At 59.4% G+C, this 17543-nt stretch carries 10 protein-coding genes; 1 reads left to right on the top strand and 9 read right to left on the bottom strand.

Annotated elements, in window-relative coordinates; translation table 11 throughout:
• Positions 1 to 45: 45 nt before the first annotated feature.
• Entirely contained in the window at positions 46 to 2418 is a 2373-nt protein-coding gene (locus KBT70_RS06505) for an ATP-binding protein (RefSeq protein WP_296630030.1), read from the bottom strand.
• 290 nt (positions 2419 to 2708) lie between these two features.
• Complete coding sequence (locus KBT70_RS06500; protein WP_296630027.1) at positions 2709 to 3782, bottom strand: extracellular solute-binding protein; 1074 nt, start codon at positions 3780 to 3782, stop codon at positions 2709 to 2711.
• Between the two features lie 294 nt (positions 3783 to 4076).
• Between KBT70_RS06500 and KBT70_RS06495 the strand changes: the two genes are divergently transcribed.
• Positions 4077 to 7379 (top strand): VWD domain-containing protein, encoded by a 3303-nt coding sequence (locus KBT70_RS06495; protein ID WP_296630023.1) that lies wholly within the window; start codon positions 4077 to 4079, stop codon positions 7377 to 7379.
• A 378-nt stretch (positions 7380 to 7757) separates the two neighbouring features.
• On the opposite strand, the gene KBT70_RS06490 is transcribed toward KBT70_RS06495, so the two are convergent.
• From KBT70_RS06490 to KBT70_RS06460, 7 genes are all read right to left on the bottom strand, one after another.
• Positions 7758 to 9113, bottom strand: coding sequence for a FliI/YscN family ATPase (locus KBT70_RS06490; protein WP_296630019.1), 1356 nt, complete (start codon positions 9111 to 9113; stop codon positions 7758 to 7760).
• Between the two features lie 164 nt (positions 9114 to 9277).
• Positions 9278 to 13507: a tail fiber domain-containing protein gene (locus KBT70_RS06485; RefSeq protein WP_296630016.1), complete on the bottom strand. Its 4230-nt coding sequence runs from the start codon at positions 13505 to 13507 to the stop codon at positions 9278 to 9280.
• Positions 13508 to 13696: 189 nt separating this feature from the next.
• Positions 13697 to 14737, bottom strand: a complete 1041-nt coding sequence (locus KBT70_RS06480) for an EscU/YscU/HrcU family type III secretion system export apparatus switch protein (protein WP_296630013.1) — start codon at positions 14735 to 14737, stop codon at positions 13697 to 13699.
• The gene (locus tag KBT70_RS06475) at positions 14734 to 15537 is read right to left on the bottom strand and encodes a flagellar biosynthetic protein FliR (protein WP_296630010.1); all 804 of its coding nucleotides are present in this window, start codon (positions 15535 to 15537) and stop codon (positions 14734 to 14736) included. The genes KBT70_RS06480 and KBT70_RS06475 overlap by 4 nt, the downstream gene beginning before the upstream one ends.
• Positions 15538 to 15539: 2 nt before the next feature.
• Complete coding sequence (locus tag KBT70_RS06470) at positions 15540 to 15803, bottom strand: flagellar biosynthetic protein FliQ (RefSeq protein ID WP_296630007.1); 264 nt, start codon at positions 15801 to 15803, stop codon at positions 15540 to 15542.
• Entirely contained in the window at positions 15796 to 16449 is a 654-nt protein-coding gene (locus tag KBT70_RS06465) for an EscR/YscR/HrcR family type III secretion system export apparatus protein (protein ID WP_296630004.1), read from the bottom strand. Before KBT70_RS06465 ends, KBT70_RS06470 begins: the two co-directional genes overlap by 8 nt.
• Before the next feature lies 1 nt (position 16450).
• Positions 16451 to 17479: a FliM/FliN family flagellar motor switch protein gene (locus KBT70_RS06460; protein ID WP_296630001.1), complete on the bottom strand. Its 1029-nt coding sequence runs from the start codon at positions 17477 to 17479 to the stop codon at positions 16451 to 16453.
• Between the last annotated feature and the right edge of the window lie 64 nt (positions 17480 to 17543).

Raw genomic sequence — 17543 nt, 5'->3', positions numbered from 1 at the left:
GTAAGCATGGCCGGGTCATCATCGACCACGAACACCGTCTGTTGGTTATTCATCTTGTTCACCTCCTCGTTCCGGGACTTTTCCGGGCAGCGTGATTTCAAACCGCGTTCCGCCTTGGTGGGGCTTGACGTGAGAAATGGTGCCTCTGTTTGCCTCAACCAGGGATTTGCTGATCGAGAGGCCAAGACCGAGACCGCCCTTGTTGGTTGTTTCAAACTGAGTGAACGGTTTGATATGCGCGGGAAATCCCGGTCCGTTATCCTCGACGGAAATGACGATGCTGCCGTCTTTCTCATAGGCTTCCAGCCGAATGACCTTGGGGGTTACATCGACCGTCGATAGTGCGGAAATCGCGTTTCGGATGAGGTTCACGAGCACCTGTGCAATCTGGACGCGGTTGCCGGGAATGACGAAACTTTCGTAGACGGAGAGTTCGAAATCCACGTCGTAGGCGATGGCTTCGGGCTTCATGATTGCCAGCGTTTGCGCCAGCAGATCATCCAGTTGAAAGCAATGTGGAATCTGATCATCCCGCTCGATCATGTTGCGCAGCGCGCGAATGATGTCGCCGGCGCGTTGTGCGTGGCTGTCGATATCGTTGAGAATGTCGGCCATTTCGGCGCGATCAAGCTCTGACGCGTTCAATACGAATTTCGCGCTGTCCACATCGTGAACCAGCGCGCCCAGAGGTTGATTGAGCTCGTGGGCGAGACCGGCTGCAAACTGACCCATCAGGTTGATCCGCCCGATGCGGTCCACGTCGCGCTTGAAATTCTCGAGCCGTGCCGCGCTCTGCTTTTCTTCTTCGTTATTGTCGAAGACGGCAAAGATGTGATCGGGTCTGCCGTCAAAATCCCGCATGGGAAAGGCGGTCATGCGCAGAGGGATCGCGAGGTGTTCATCGACCACGAAATCGGCCTCGATCGAGAAATCCTTGTCGCTCAGGACTGCTTCGCGAAAGACGCTCAGGATCTTGGTCTTGTCGCCGGACAGGACATCATCGAGCCCACAGGTCAGCAGGACGCCTTCTGGCTTGCGCAGCAATCCGCAGAAATGCTTGTTGACCCGGATGAAGCGCATGGTGGTCGGATCAATCCACGCCATCCCGCGTTGAGACACGTTGAAGGTGCGGTCATACTGCATCTCGAAATTTCGCCGCTTCCAGAGTTGGCTTTCCAGCGTTTTGCCGGTGGTTTCCAATTCGGAATAAGGCACTTTCAGGCTGCCGGGGGAGAGATCGCGCGTCGAGCCTTGCAGCATCTCACGGCTTTGCTGGGCAAAGTTCAGCACCGGCTGGCGTATCCGGTTCGCAAGCGGGATCGCGAACAAGGTCAGGACCGCAAGCAGCACGATCGCGGCCCAGAGGGCGCGCAGGTGATTGTCCCGCAACCCGCCACTTAACGCCTCGCGCGTGGCGATAGTGGCGATGAGCCAAGGCAGGTCATGGTCTGCAAGCGACTGGATATTGGCGAGCATGAGATCGTGTCGGCCCTCGCCTGAGGAGGCCGGAAACTGCTGTGCGAACCCTTGCTCGGGGGTCTCCAACCGGGCCAGCAGGGTCTGGGTGATCTGGCCTACGTCGCCCGTCAGGTCGGCGATATGCTCGACCTCGATCATCTTGTGATCCGAAACATGCGCGATCATGTTCCCGGTCGTGGTGAAGAGGGACATTGTCACATTCTTACCGAAACTGGTGTTTTCGAGTATCTGGCGAAGTTTCACAGCTTCGATATCAATCCCGAAGACCCCCAGAAGCCTGTTGTCGCGGTAGACGGGGGAGGCAAAGGTCATCCCCTTCTTGCCGGTTCGCTCGAAAGTGTAGGCGTTGGTCCAGGTTGGTGCGCGCCCGTCGGCCGCCAGGGAATACCATGTGCTGCGCCGCGGGTCGTAGACATCGGTATCATCCCGATAGCGTCCAATCGGCCGATAGCCTTCGTCGCGCACGAGAACGGTGGTGCCCGGCTGTTGCGGGTCGTTCCACCGGGTGACGAGCTCCGCAGAGCCGTCTGACTGAAATACGTGGACGAATGTGCCGTCCGGGCGACCAAAATAGAGCCCGGAAATTTCGGGCGACGTGCGCAGCACCCCGTAGAAGATGCGCTCGAGCGTCGTGGTCTGGGTCTGATCGGTCATCCCGCTCTCGACGAGTTCGACCAGCATTTCACCAGCCTGAAGGATCGGGAGAAAGAAATTCGAAATCCGCTCGACGATGATTTCGGAGTGCTGATCGAGAAGGTCTTCGGATTGCTTGAGAATGGCCCGGTCCATGGTGAAATAGACCAGCAGAACAACGGAGGTGACGGTCACGAACTGAAATCCGGCGATGCAGGCAATCAGGACGTATCGCAAGGACAGTTGCTGCTGCGTTACATAGTTTCGCAGGCCTGAAATTGTGCCACCGCCGTTCTGTTCTGTCATCGCGCACCGCTCTCGGAAACGTCACCTGTCCTGTTTTTCATGTCCACCAAGAATTGCCTGTCCATGGTTGAGAGCATCGGCTGCCTCGAGAACGTCATGCTCAGGATATACGAGCGCCGCGCCAAGGGGAAATGACCAAGACACGTAATCCACTACGCAATGTTCCCCTTTGCTGCCCTGTGACATCGTCCGCTCTGGCGGCCAGAAATGCAGGCGGTGCTTGACCGCCGGCTTTATCAGCGGGGTGCGCCATGGCCCTTTGTCCGACGGATGTGATTGCCAGCACGGTCTCAGGACCCTGTCATGATCTCTCTCGCGGCTTGGGCGAACCGCTGTCTGAAACCGGCTGGCATGGGCGTTTGCCGCAGGACCGGGCCGTCGGGGACGGCCAGCCCGGCCTTGTCATGGTCGAATTCACGCGCGTATCTGTTCTGCACGTCGCGGTTGGCAAACCCTGATCCCCAGCTCATGATCTTTTGACCGGCGGAGTCCGAAAGACTGGCCGATACGAACTTGTGCGCCTCGGTGAGATGGTCATCTTCTCCCTTCACGCGCACATAGCCGCAATGCCATGTCGAGGCGCCACTTGAGGCGGGGGCCAGTGCGATATTGCGATTATAGGTGCGCATTTCGTGATAGATCGAATTCCACGCCCAGGCGATCAGAACCTCACCTTCGGCGAGATCCTCCCACAGTTGCTCTTCGTCATCCCAGTAATAGCGAATGTTCGGGTGGACCAGTTCAAGCCAGTCTATCGCTGCCTCAAGCTTTTCTTCCGTGAGGGAACTCCAATCCGTGATGCCCTGCGCCAGAAATGCCGCCGCCGCGAGATCGTCGATGCTGGCAGGCAGCGCCAGCTTGCCGCGGTATTCCGGATTTGTGAAAACATCGAGGGTTTCGACATCATTGAGCGGAACCTGAAGCGAGTTGTAGATCAGCCGGGTTGTCCCGTATTCGAACGGGACATAATAGTCGGCATATTCAGCCAAGACTTCCGCCGACCACGCCATCCCGGATGGAAGCGCGACCTGCGGGAGTTGGCTGCGATCCCACGGGGCGAGCAATCCCTCATTCTGCCACATTGCGACGGAATTCATGCAAAGTTGCACGACATCGGCCTTGATCCCGCTGCGTATGATTTCCAGGGCTTCGGTTTCGTTCGAGAAAAAGACAAAGCGGGGCGGAGCGCGATACTCGTCGAGGTATCCTTGATAGAGACTGGGATCTTCGTAGTATTGCGCCGTCAAGACCGTGAGGTCGCTTGCGAACGCGCCATTGGCGATCAGCGCCAGAGCGGCAAGAACATTGCCAGAGTTACGACAGGGAGAGAGGACATTCCACAGCCGGGGTGAGGGCTTGTTCATTGTTTTGGTCCCTGTCTTTTATGATTTTTCGTAAGATAATGGTCTCATTACCCTTCAAGTCAATTGTTCGAAGGTCTTTGCTCGGCCAGGTTGAGCCTAAACCTTGGTATCGGGAGTGCCTGCGCGGCGTAATCAGCGCATATTCTGAGGCGCGTGAGCGGTGCATAAGCACCCATACCGACCGTTCTACGTATCGGCATTGTCGATTTCCGTGACCGCGCGCGATTTGACTGCCGCAGCTTGTCTTTATTCTGGACTGCAAATTGTTGCTTTGCATGATGGGAGAAATGGCAAATGGCTTTGGATGCAACACAAAACGACCGCGCCGTTATCAATGTGCTGATAGACGACATCGAGCGGGACCTTGGCCCACTGGCCCAAAAGGTCTTTTCCGCACCCTTGGCCGAGGCCCCCGCCATTCTGAAAGAACCGGCGGCGCGTCCCAAGGTGGCGGCGGGGCACCATGTCAACGACATCAAGGCGGTTCTGAACGCGGCCGGTGGGCTTGCGGATGACCTGATGACACTGGTTGAGGATGGCGTGCTCGAGTTGACGGACACGTTGGTGACGCTGATCGCCGATCTGCTGGAACTGGAGCGCGTGGCCAAGATCAAGCTGGGCACGTTCACGCCCGGAAATTCCATCTCTGAAAGCGACCTCGACAGCTTGGACAACCTCTTTGAGGGGTTTGGTGAGCTCTTGAAAACGGCGCGTGAGAGCACCGTGACGGTCAAGGCGACGCCGTCCGAGGAAGAGGTCGAAGCTACGGATGCTGAGACATCGGACGCAGAGACCTCGGAGGGCAGCGGGTCTGACACCGATCAACCTGTCCAGGCGCGCACTGTCACGGAGGACGAGGAAGAGGAGACAACCGAAACGGTTGTAGAGGTGGCGGACACCACTGAGGACGGTGATGGCGACGGTGAAACCCCGCCGGTCGCGAAATCCGGCACTGACGAGGGCGAGGGCGTCGACGGCTCGAAGGATGGTGAAGAGGTCGAAGAGACCGAAGAAGCCGAGGTCGCGTCAGGCCCGACACTGACCGAGGTCGTGCTTGCCGGACAGGCGGCGCTCGACGAGATTGACGCGTTTACCGATGAGCTGCTGACGCTCTATTTCGGTTACAAGGATATCGAAAGCCCGCAACTGGTGGATGGGTTCGATTGGCAGGGTATGCGCCAAGAGATGCTGAGCGAACTCGAAGGTCTGCGGTCGAACCTGGTCGCCGCCCTCGAGAGCGGCGATAAATCGCCCCAAGACATGATGGACATGATCGACGCCACGATGGCGGTGGTGGTCGAGCGGATGGAACTGGTGGACGCGGTCAAGTTGACCATGTTCGACGGTCCGGATGCGGAAGGGACGACGCCGCGCAGAAATGAAGAGGACCTGCACGTGCGGTCCTTGGAGGAGGGTTCCGACGAGGCTGCGCCAGAGGGCAAATCGGGCGAGGACGAAGACAGTGTCGAGGGCGCGCAAGACACCGAGAGCGTGGACGAGCCCGAGGTTCCGCCGGGTCCGACCATGGCAGAGGTCGTTGTCGCCGGGCAAGAGGCGCTCGACGAAATGGACGCGATTATCGATGATCTGATGGGCCTCTACTTTGAGTTCAAGGACACCGAGCGCCCGCAACTGTCGGATTCGATCGACTGGAGAGGGATGCGTCAGGAGATCATCGGCGACCTTGAAAGCCTGCGGTCAGATCTGGTGGCTGCTCTGGAGAGTGGCGATACGCCGCCGCAAGAGATGATGGACATGATCGACACCACCATGGCCAAAGTTGCGGTCAAGGTGGACATGATCGAGGCGGTCAAGCTGACCATGGGCGATACCACCGGCGATGAGACTGAGGTAACGCCCCGGTCCGCTGAGGGCGAGCCGGCCGAGGAAGCGGTCGTGACCGAACCGACCCGCAAGGAGGTTGCCGCGGCGGCGCAGGCGTTGCTGAACAGGTTTGACGCGCTTTCGGATGAGGCGCTCGAGTTCTACTTTGAATATGCCTCGATTGACGACACGCGGCTCTTCGATGGCGTTGATTGGCAGAATTTCAAGGCAGGGATCGATAGCAACACCGAGGCCCTGATGAGTCTGGTCAGCGCGGCCATTCAGGACCCGAACGCGGATCTTGGGGCGGTGATGCGCCAAATCACCGAGATGTCGAAGGTCGCGGATGACATGACCGACTATATGGAGGTCATGGGGGACAGCATCGAAGCGGGTGAACCCGAAACGAAAGCGGGGGCTGCGACCGAGTCTGCTGAGGTTGCCCCCTTGGAACGCGCCGAGGTTGTCGATGCGGCTGAGGACCTCTTTGATCGGGTCGATACGCTCAAGGACACGTTGACCAGCCTCTATTTCAAGGCGGTCAACATCCATAATCCGGAACTGGCCGACAGCATGGACTGGATGGCGATCAAAGGGGAGATTTCCGCGCTTGCCGATGATGTCCGCGACAAGGTGAACGTGCTCTTGTTCGGGCCGGATCAGGATCTGGAAAAGGCGATGGCCATCATTGCAGAGGCCTCGACCACCATTCAGAACTATGAGGATCTGACTGCGGCGGTCGGAGGCTATGGACTGGTCAAACCCAAAGGGGCCGAAGCCGCGCCCGAAGTGAACTGGAACAGTTTCCAGCCGAAGACCCGGACGGACGTGGTGTTTGCCACGCAGGACCTCTTGGCCATGGCGAACAGGTTCGCAGGCTATGGCCTCGAGATGTTCATGCAGTTCAAGGACTACGAGAATCCGCGGCTGTCCGATCAGGCGCCTTGGATGGAATACCGCGCAGAGGCGCAAGGCATCATTGACGAAATCAAGGAACGGATGCCCGAGCTTTTGGCAGGGGACAATTCTGTCGGGGGCATGACAGACGAGCAGTTGAACGCCGCCCGCGATTTCTTGCTGGAGCAGAAAGGCAAGCTTGAGGATCTGTCGGGCAAAATGGATGTCTGGACGACCCTGCCGACACTCGCCGTGGATCAGGGCCGTATCTGGGGTGATCCGCACTTTGTCGGTGAAGACGGTGGCCAGTATGACGTTCAGGGTGTCGCGGGACAGCACTATAACCTCCTGTCCGATGCGGGCCTTCAGGTAAACGCGCGGTTTGACGAATTTGGACATGCCGGGTCGGGCATGACCGTGATGGGGGCCATCGGGATCACGATTGGCAATGATCAGATCGAGATCAACAAGGATGGTCGCGTTCTGATCAACGGTGAGGCCGTTTCGTCGGGCACTTACCTGGATGGCAAGGTCACTGTGACCGAAGGCCGCCATGTGCAGATCAAAGAGGAAGAATACAGCTTCCGCGTGGATTTCCAGAAGCACAGTGGCGGCGATCACCTCAACATCGAAAACATCCGATCTGACAATGCGGCCGCCGATGGTGTTCTGCCGTCGGGCCTCTGGGGTGTCACGGTGGATTATGACGATGACGCGCGCAACGGGGACGCGGGCAAGGGCACGCAAGGCGGCGGTGCGATCGAAGACCTCGAGGGCAACATCACCGAGAGGGGCGATCGGACGACGGTTCAGGATTATGAGGTCAACGGCCTCTTCCAGACCGACTTTGAGCATCACAACCGGTTTGACGGGTAAGGGGGCGCAGATGTCATTGCCTGCCAAACCCAATGTCGAAACCCTGTCCTGCGGCGCGACACCCGCGCGCCGGAGTGGGGCAGGCGCCCCAAGACGGTGGGATCACCCGATCAGGGGCCGGTTTCAGTCTGAGGACTCGAGCCTGTGGTCGGAGCGTTGCAAATGCGTCTTTGGCGCAGCCGTGCGCCCGGATTTGGGCCCGATCTGAGGCTCAAGGGATCGGATGAAGACGCAACCCGAGGGCAAGGTCGTGAGTGGACGATGAAAGGAGTGCTTGTAACGCCAAGTCTAGAGTGCCCTTGACGACACCAAGCAAAAGCGCCGCGAGAGTTTCGCGGCGCTTTTCTTTGCCAGGCAATCCGCCTGTTTTCGTCAATTCTACCTGAGCGCCTTGCGGAGGCTGGCCAGCATGACGCGGATCGGAAGCGGACGCGATGCGGTGCTCTGGTGAATGATCTCTCGAATGGCGTCGATCTTTTCGACGGCCTCGTCGGCCTCTGGGTCCTGGCCTTTTTCGTATTCGCCAATCTGGATCAGAAGTTTGATTTCTTCATATTTTGCAAGCAGCTTGCGGGCCTTCATGGCCAGATTGATATGGTCGCGGCCGACAACATCGGGCATCACGCGGCTCAGGCTCTTGACCACGTCAATGGCGGGGTAGAGCCCCGATGAGGCGAGTTCGCGGCTCAGCTCGATGTGCCCATCCGTGAGGCTCTTGATCTCGTCGGCAATCGGGTCTGCCACGCTGTCACCTTCGACCAGAACCGCGTAGATTGCGGTGATGCTGCCTGTTTCCGTTTTGCCGGAGCGTTCGATGATCTTGGGCAATGCCGGGTATACCGAGGCTGGAAAGCCACGGCGCACGGCGGGTTCCCCGGCGGCAAGGCCGATTTCGCGATAGGCCCGCGCGGTCCGGGTCAGGCTGTCCACCAACAGGAGCACGTTTTTGCCGCTGTCGCGATAGCACTCTGCAATCGACGAGGCAACATGCACGGCATAGGTTCGTTCCAGCGCCGGGCGGTCCGACGTGGCCACGACCATGACGGTCTTTTTGCGGACGGCAGGGGGAATCTGGCGGAGCAGAAATTCCTGCACTTCGCGACCGCGCTCGCCCACCAGTGCCATGACGACGACATCCGCCGAACTGTTGGCGATGATGCTGGCGAGCAGGGTTGATTTGCCACAACCGGGCGGACCAAAAAGCGCGATGCGCTGCCCCCGCCCGAGAGTGGTGAAACAGTCAATGGCCGGCACCCCGGTTGCAAATTCCTGATCAATGACCGGGCGTGCAAGGGCGGGGACGGTATCCTTGGACATGGCCCTGAGCGACCGGGTGGTCCCGGCCCAGCCCGACAGGTCCATCAGCGGCTTGCCCGTCCCATCGAGCACCGCGCCGAGCCAGTCCTCGCTGAAAGGAAATTCCAGCCCGTTCGAGACATACTGGATGCGGTCGCCGACCGAAATCTCGCTGGCATCGCCAAACACCGACAAGGTGGCGTATTTGCCATCGAGCGCAATCACCTCTGTCAGGGTGCCTGCGGCCTTGCCAGAGACTAGTTTGCAGATGGAGCCGAGACCCAGCCGATTGAATTCAGCCTTGAGGGTGGTCGGACCGACCGAGACGATCTCGCCCACCGAGACCTCGTGGCGCCAGGTCGCGACGGCGCGTTGCAAGTTCTTCAGTCGATCAAGATGAGGAAAATCGGTGAGGATGGTCGGCTGGTTGACGGACACGGCGCGAGCCCTCTGGGGTGATTGCGGTGCATGGCGGGCACTCTTGTGATGCACCAAAGCGGGGCCGTGCCGGATAAAGTCCGACACGTAGTTTCCTACGTGTCGGCAGGGGGAGGTGTGGGATGCCGGGTCATGCCATCTATGGGGCTCTGCCCGGATCGGGATCAGGCGGCCTTGGCTGCCTTGTGCCGGTCGAGGATCAGGTCGTCGCCCGCGTCATAGGCCGCTTCGGTCAGGAAGCGGAGACCGAGCGCGTGATAGTCGACGCCGTAATACCCCGCCAGATCACCATGCTCGTAGGTGATGACCGCATGCCGCAGACTGGACCTTTCCAAAAGCTCTTGCGCCATGACCCCGACATATCGGGTATGATCCCCCGAACGGTACCGCCACGCATAAAGCGGCATGTCGAGATGTTCGATATAGCCGATCCTTTCGATGTCGATCTTGAGCCGGATGTCGGACGGGCCGCCCTGCGTGCCGAAAATCCCGCCGGATGTGCCTGCATCATACTCTGGCCGAAATCCGGTCGGCGGAGGGAAGCCGAAGAGCGAACTCAGAGCGCCCCACAATCCGGCAGCAGCATCGCCGTAGGGTTCGAGATCATGGTGTTCGGGTTTCACGAAATACCCGTTCTCGTTGTCGGGGCCGCCGGGGCGCATCAGGATATCCCAAGTGTCCTGAACCAGGTTCTGCGCCTGAACACCCTGAATGCCGCCGACGATCGCATAGGCAAAGGCGGTGGCCCTTGCGAGGATGCCCGCGGTCTTGCCCGCGATGGCCGCGACCTTGGAGCCGGTGCTGCCCACGGTCACGCCGAGGCTTTTGGCGATGCTGGCCGCACCGGAAACCGAGGCCCCGACGGATGTGCCCAGCCACAGGGCGGATGTGGCGGCCTGCGTCGCCTTCAGGGCGGTGTTGTCCTGTTGGCTGGCTTGCAGGGCCAGTGATACGCCCAAGGCGCCTGTGCCGCCCGCAAGACCCACACTCCCGATGGCCTGCAAGAGACCACGCACGGTGGCGAGTTTTTGCACGGCAGGGTTCTTCAAGAGCTTGCCCACATCGTCGAAGGCCTCGTCTGAGAGGGCCGCGGTCACGTCATCGGCCGCCACGAAGGCCCCCAAGGGCTGGCCCGCAGGGGCGGGTTGAATGGCCGACAGGTCATCAATCAGGCTCTGCAGAGGGCCGATTTTCAACGCGGAGGTGCCCACCGGCCCGATGAATTTGTCAACGCCTGTGGCCGTGCCCGAAATCAAGAGCGCCAGCCAGCCTGCCGAGGTCAGCTTTTCCGCCGCGGACCCGCTGAAGCTGTCATTCAAGGCCAGACCCGCCACGCCCAGCGTGAGGATCAGCAGGAAGCCACCGGCGTCAGGGCCGGGCAAGGTGCCCGCAATCGGGCGATTGCCGGTCAGAGCGGCGTTGTAGGATTTGAAGTTGGCCCCGGCACTGGCAAACTTGCTGTGCTGCGGACGTTTTCCAACCGTGTCGAGCGCGGTGTAAAAGTCGTCCATGATGTTGGCCGTGCTGCCCGCGCGGCGCGTGCCCGCCGTGTAGAGCACCACGTCATCGACAAATGCCTTGACCTCGGCCTGTGTCGCGTTGGGCGGGAATACCTGCGCCATCAGACCAAGCAGCCCTTGGATCTGGTCGGGGTTCGTGGCGGCGTTCCGGATTTCCAACCCCGCTGTCGCAAGCTCGAAAAGGGTATCCCCCATCAGGGTGAGGAATTCGTCTTCGGTATAGCCAAACGCCTCGTAATCGCCGGATTGGATCGCGAGCAGGGCTTCTTCGTCGCTGAGGCCGTTGAAGAGCGTGCTCAGATCCAGTTGGAGTGTGTCGGGGTCGAGCAATTCGTCGCGCAGGGCCTCGGCAGCATCCGGTGCGTAGATGTCGGCCGCGTAATCCGCCAACGCCGCGACACCGGTATCCACGGCGGCCTCGTCCGGGGTTGCCTCTTTGTAATTTGCGAGGAACCCAATCTGGTTCAGATAATTGGCCATCACAACATCTTTTTGCTCGGCGGTCAGCGCCTCGCCATTGGCCCCGACCAGTTCGGTGGGCGGCTCTGCGGTGAAGAAGTCGAGCAACTGGTCGAAGAGTTCTGTTGCGCCAAGCCCGTCCAAGGCCTCGAACCCCGGTTCCACATCAAGCGCGTTGATGGAGTCGTCGATGTTGTCGCGAATCCACTGGTCGCCGGCGTCGGTCCCAAAGAGCAGCGATGTCATTTCGGAGAACACCCGGTCTGTATCGAGCAGGCCGTCGAAGTGATCGCCGTAGGGACCCTCGGTCAGACCAAGCTCGGCGGCCACGGTGATGAACATCTCGTAGAGTTGCTTTTGTTCCGGGTCGCTGAGATCAAAGTGGGTGGCTTCGCCGTGCAGTTGTTGGAGCGCCTGCGCCCCTCCGGCAATCGCGAACTGGATCAGCATCTGCTGGATCAGGTCCGGACCGAACAGAAACGAGTCTCCGTCGATGGTGAAGCTCTCCATATTGTCGAGCGATACGCGGTAATCCCCTTCGGCGGTGCGTTCGAAATCCAGCCCCGTCAGGTCCATGCCAGAGGCGTCTTGAAGGCGGGATGTGGCAAAATTGGTCTCGATGGCCTCGGCTTCGGTCTGGTCGCTGATGGTGACGTTCACAAAGGATTGCGACGTGGCCCCGGTCTCGTCCGTGACCGTGTAGGACAGGGTGAAATCACCCGACACGCCGGGCTCTGCCGAAAGCGATATCTGATTGCCAACAATCGAGACCGCGATGCCGCTGTCAGGGTCCACAACGGACACATCGGTCAGTTGCAGATCGCCCGTCGGGCTGTCGTTCGCCAGAGGGTTGATGGTGGCCTGAAGTTGGGGCGCTTCGGTTCCGGCGTTGAGCGCCGCCTGAAAGAATTGCCCGGCGGCCTGCGGTCCGTCGAACGGGGCAGGGGAGGTGCCGGTTCCGTAAACGACGTCGCGGAGGGTGAAGCTTGTGCCGCCGCTGGTGAATGTGGTGTCGAGCACCTTGTTGGTCAGCGCGGCGTCCCCGCCGAGCCAGTGGAAAAGGCCCAGGTTGTCCAAGGCGCCGTTTGTGCCGTTCGGATCAAAAAATATCGTGGTGTCAAAGGCTTCGCTCCAATTGACCCCGTTCAGCGCGATCCTCTCGGCGTCGGTGAATGTGCCGGTCTCAAAGGTGTAATCTGCCCCGTTGACCGAAAACGCATGCGTGGCCTCCTCGGCGGGCTGGAACAAGGTGACACTGTCACGCCGCGCGACCGGCAGATCGCCCGGCCCGGAATTTGTAACCTCGATCGTGCGGGTTCGGGGAAAGCCGCCGTTTTCGATGCGGACATCAAACCGGTCATTGGTGGTCTGACCGGGGGCGGGCGTGTAGCGTAGGGTGCCGGTGGCCCCATTGAAGTGGACGGTGGCGCCGCTTTCCAACTGCACGTCCTGGCTCTGTTCGGTGATCTCGACGCCGTTGATTTCGAGAATGGTTGTCTCGTCACTTTGGCCTGGCAGCACGTCCAGCACCGGCAAAAGGTCGATGCCATTCTCGGGTTGGGGCGGTGCGGCTGGGGTAGATGTTCCGTTGTTTGCCAGAACGAACTCAAAGTCCTTTTGCCCCTGTTCAGTTCCCAACGGACCGTGCAGCTCATCGCTGATGATCGCCCAGTAAGACACGGAAAACCGCACGGTCGATGTTCCGTCGCCATTGTCGATCACGGTCAGATCCTTGACGGATTGCGTGTAGTTATCGACGGAATAATTGTCGCCGGGCGGAATGAAAGGGCCTTGCGTGGCTTCGGCAACGAGGGCGTCGACCGGATCTTCACCGGGCTCCAGCGAAAAATCCAACGTGCTGCCGTCGGACGCGTAGGCGGTGAAATTGGCGACCTCGCCGGAGGCTGTCGAAATTTCGATCGGGTTGTCAGCTTCGACTGTTGCGATGCCGCCGCCAATGATCTTTTCGTCATCGCCGAGGATGAAATAGGCGAATGTATCCCTGCCAACTGCCCCCTCGTCGGGCACAAAGACATATTCGCCGTCGTCATTCTGAACGATGGTGCCGTTCTTCAGGACCTGCGGCACGGGAATGAAAAGTGTCGGATTTTCATGCCCTTCGATCACATCGTTATCGAGCAGGTCCGAAAGATTGATGGTCTCGTTCCCTTCGGAGCGCCGCAAGTCCCAGACCGACACGACATTGCCGCGTGTTTCGGAGGACGCGGACTGCCGCCGCACGGGTGCATTGCCCGGTTTGTTGCGCTGGAGGGCGTTCTTGAGGGGTTTGAAGGCGCGCCGAGGCTTTCTTTTGGCCTTGCCAGACGAGCGGTCAGACTCATCGAGCTGATAGAGGTCAAGAGCCGGATCAGGCACTTCTTGGGCTTCGGGTGCGGCACCTTCAATACGTTCCATCTCGAGACTTCTCCGATTGATTGACGTTTGCTTGGCAAAGCATCCCATCTGCGCGCTGACGTCGCCATATCGGCACCGCACCGAAAGCTACCGGGGGTTTTACGGAATTGGCCGCGTAGTGCGTAGGTTTTGCGGCGTGTTGGGTCGTGTTGAACTGCGGTGCGACGTGTCGCATCCCCGCGCGGGCCATTAGCGTGCGAACATGCGGTGCATGGCGTCGATCAGCGCCGGATGGAGCGCCACGGGAATGTATTCACCGGGCGAGAGATTGATCATGCCGGCGACAAATTCCGCACATTCGGTTTCGCGGCAGCCGTTTTCGCGCATGATCGCCCGCAGTTGCCGGGATTGTTCCGCAGTCCGCCCTTTGACGCACATCTTTGGGATCGGTTCGAGGTCAGGGTGGTAGAGCACGCCAATGACCTTGTCCTCGTGAAAAATCGCGAAGGCGGCCTTGTCCACACCGACCGAGCCCGCCGAGTCTTGCAGGAACTTTCCGAACCGCTTGCGCTCCCGACGCACTTCCTTGGAGCCCATCTGTTCTTTCTGTTCTGATTTCACCTCGGATTTGGTCATGCGTTGATCCTCGGCAAAGAGCGATTTCTGCACGAGGCCTTCCATGACCGCAAAGACGAGACAAAGAACGCAGATGCAGAAGAACAAGGTCTGGATTGCGCTGAGCGACGTGTCGACGAGACAGGATGCGCCGCAGATGACCGCGCCGAGAAAGTGATAAAAGAATTGGATCATCACCCCGTAGAACACGCCCCCCCAGAGCAACACCCTCGCAAGCGATACGCCAAGCTCGATCCAGCCGCGTTTTCCGAACATGCGCTGGAGCCCCTTGGCCGGGCTTATCTTGTCCAGTTTGGGGATCATCGGGTCGATGCTGAAGACAAAGCCGCCCTGATAGATCAGCTTGGTCAGGACTGCGGAAATCAGGACGCAGGCAAAGACCGGCCCGGCCACCGTGACAAAGGAGACAAGGCTGTCCTCAACGACACCCACGAAAACCGATTGCACCGGCGCGCTCATCACGTCGAACGCATTGTCGAGCCCCATTTGAAACGCGGCAATCGTCAGGGGCGCGGAGGCAAAGACAACACCCAAGGCAAGCGCCTGCGCCAGATAGAGCGACAGGTTGGGGGCCTGGCTGACCGAGCCTCTCTCGCGTTGCTTGCGCAGCTTTCGTTTGCTGGCCTGTTGGGTTTTCGCTTCGCTGCTGCTCATTTGATGATCCTCTCGAGAATGGGCAACGGCATCCAGACGTCTTGCAGATAGGTGTCGGAGACATGGGTCACGTAGACAAAATACAGGGGCAAGATTGCCAGACAGCAGAGGTTCTTGATCAGGAAGATGGAGTTTGCAAAGCCAAAGCGCTGCGCGAAGATGTTGGAGACGATCACGAACATCTCGCAGAGAAAGAGCATGATCAGGAGCGGCAAGCCGACCTGCAGCATGATGAAAAACACCTGAATCACGTGATCGACGGCGATCCCGATTGCGGATGTGTCAAGCGAGGGCAGATACGCCTCGATGGGCCAGATGGCATAGGAGAGATAGACCGCCTCGATCAGGCGCCATAGCCCATCGTTAGAGAGAAACGCGTAGAGCAGGGCGAGGTAGAACATGAGCCCAAGGGTCGTTGTCGTGCTGCTGCCTTCGAGGCGCAGGCCGTTGCTCGATTCCCCGCGGTAGAAATCAATGAATGTTCCCGCAAACTTGAACCCGTAGAACGGCAAGGAGGCAAAGAGGCCAATCAGCAAGCCGAGGATCAGTTCCTTGAACGGCAGAAAGACGCGGTCGAAATACCGGTCGTCCTTGTAGACATCGAACAACGGCACCTCGTAGACCATGACGATGGGTGCTGCAAACCCGAGGGCTATGGCAATCTTGATGAGGCGCGCCTGTGGAAGCGCGAAATTGATCACGGTGAAGACGGTCAAGAAACCCAAAGGGCGCGCGATGCTGGCCAGAATGTAGAACCCGAGGGATTTGTAGACCTCGATGCCCTCCAGCGCCCCGAACATGATCAGAACCTGTGGATGTCAGAGAAGACGAGGTCGGTGCGCAGCACAAGTGGCTGAACCAGCGATGTTCCGGCGACCATGAACACGATCACGATGACCACGATCTTGACGGTCTGGCTCAGGTTTTGATCCTGAATCTGGGTCAGGGCCTGAAAAATCGCGACAGCCAGTGCCCCCAGCGTGGCCATGAGCAGCGGAATACCGGCGAGGTAGAGGGTGTCGAACAGGAAACCCACGAAATACTCGGAGAAGTTCACTTCATGCATAGTTGTAACTCAGCAAGAGCCCCTCGATCAGCTTGTCCCAGCCGTCGATGAAGATGAACAGAACCAGCTTGAACGGGGCCGCGATCATCGAGGGCTGCACCTGCTGCATGCCCAAGGCCATGAGGATGGTCGTGATGGCCAGATCAATGGCGGTGAAGGGCAGATACAAGAGCAGCCCGATTTGAAACCCACGGCTCAGCTCTGAAATCAGAAAGGCCGGGACCTGCACGAAGAAGTTGTTTTCAGACACCTCCATGCTGGACCCTTGCCACACCTCCTTGGCCATTTCCGTGAAGAAGGCCAATTGTTCCGGCTCTACGTTGTTCAGGACGAAACTCTGGAAGGGGGCTGCGACCTGCGCCATGACCGGCAGGAACTGATCAATCGTCTCAAGGTTCAGATCGGCAGTTGTCAGCGCGAAAATCGACGCCTCGAAAACGGGCATGGAGACGAAGGCGGATAAAAACAGTGCAAGCGCCATCACGATGATGGTGGACGGCACCTGTTGAAGCCCGATCGCGTTCCGCAGGATCAAGAGCACCACAGTGACCTTGATGAACGAGGTCAGGGTGATCGCGGCCAAGAGATAGAACGGAATAAGAAAGAGCGTGAAGAGCGGCGCAACGATGTCGAGGCTGTTTTCCATGTCATGTCAATGTTCTGATCTGGATTCCGATGCTCTCGCCTAGGTTGATCAATGCGCCTGTTGCAACGATCTCGCCATTCAGCCGGACCTTGACGGCGTTGGTGTCAATCTTGCCAACCTCGAGGACGGAGCCTGCGGCGATGGTGTCGATCTCGTCGAGCGACATGGTCCAACGCCCGATTTCGAGCGACAGTTGGGTGGTGATTTCGGGGGACGTGTCCTTGGTCTGATCCGATGCCATGGTTTGCGGTCCTTTTTCCAACGGGGCGTTTTGCGCAGGCAGGCGTTGCGTGACCACCAGCTTTCCGCGTGCCAGCGTGACCTGTGCGATGTCGGTATCTTCGACCCGGAGCGTGAACAGCCCGCCCTCCGGGATGCGTTCGAGGAAAATGAGATCGTCACAGGCAACTGTGGTCATGTCGGCGCTCGCGGCGACAAAGGGTATCGACACCGCCCGACAGGTGAGGATCAGTTGCCGTGAAAGCTTTGGCGGTGCCACGGTTGGCGCGGTCTTGCACAGGGGCAGCAAGAGATCGAGATCGCCCGAAACCCGGAACACGGGTGTCACATCCTGCCCCTCGACATGCATTTCCAATCCCATGGCCAAGGGGTCGGGGGCGGGCGCGTTGCAGGATATGTCGAGCGCTGCACGATCCCCCACCAATTTGGCAACCGGACCCGTGCAATCACTTGCCAACAGATGCAACAGGACGCGCAGCATGTTGAGGTCGCTGGCCGATGTGTCGATGGCATCGCCGAACAGCACCTCGAAACTGTTGAGACAGCATCCGATTGTCAGCCGATTTTCCCCCAGAACCACAGAGATGCCATGGGACGGGGCCGGCATGTCATGGGGCAGGGGGATCAGGCGAAATGATACGGTTCTGTTGCGGATTGTGACGCCTGCGAAATGCGTCGCGCGCACGATCCGGTTATAGCCTTCCAATCGCGCGGGGTCGGCCTGCGGCAGCGGCTGTGCAAACAGCGTGTCGATGTCGATTGGCAGGCTGGGCATCAGCTCATCGCGCATGGGACACCTGCGCGCAGACTTGTGCCTCTGCCGCCTCTTCTTCTTCGCCGACCTCGCGCAAGGC

The sequence above is a fragment of the Roseovarius sp. genome, assembly GCF_018066915.1.
In the GTDB taxonomy this organism is placed as follows: domain Bacteria; phylum Pseudomonadota; class Alphaproteobacteria; order Rhodobacterales; family Rhodobacteraceae; genus Roseovarius.
Note: the sequence above shows the minus strand (reverse complement) of the source record. Positions and strands in the feature narration are given on the sequence as shown.

Bases quoted from the DNA above. Each gene is read 5' to 3' on its own strand.
- KBT70_RS06475 (WP_296630010.1), bottom strand. From the start codon at position 15,537: ATGTTCGGGGCGCTGGAGGGCATCGAGGTCTACAAATCCCTCGGGTTC.
- KBT70_RS06500 (WP_296630027.1), bottom strand. From the start codon at position 3,782: ATGAACAAGCCCTCACCCCGGCTGTGGAATGTCCTCTCTCCCTGTCGT.
- KBT70_RS06480 (WP_296630013.1), bottom strand. From the start codon at position 14,737: ATGAGCAGCAGCGAAGCGAAAACCCAACAGGCCAGCAAACGAAAGCTG.
- KBT70_RS06465 (WP_296630004.1), bottom strand. From the start codon at position 16,449: ATGGAAAACAGCCTCGACATCGTTGCGCCGCTCTTCACGCTCTTTCTT.
- KBT70_RS06460 (WP_296630001.1), bottom strand. From the start codon at position 17,479: ATGCGCGATGAGCTGATGCCCAGCCTGCCAATCGACATCGACACGCTG.
- KBT70_RS06505 (WP_296630030.1), bottom strand. From the start codon at position 2,418: ATGACAGAACAGAACGGCGGTGGCACAATTTCAGGCCTGCGAAACTAT.
- KBT70_RS06485 (WP_296630016.1), bottom strand. From the start codon at position 13,507: ATGGAACGTATTGAAGGTGCCGCACCCGAAGCCCAAGAAGTGCCTGAT.
- KBT70_RS06495 (WP_296630023.1), top strand. From the start codon at position 4,077: ATGGCTTTGGATGCAACACAAAACGACCGCGCCGTTATCAATGTGCTG.
- KBT70_RS06470 (WP_296630007.1), bottom strand. From the start codon at position 15,803: ATGCATGAAGTGAACTTCTCCGAGTATTTCGTGGGTTTCCTGTTCGAC.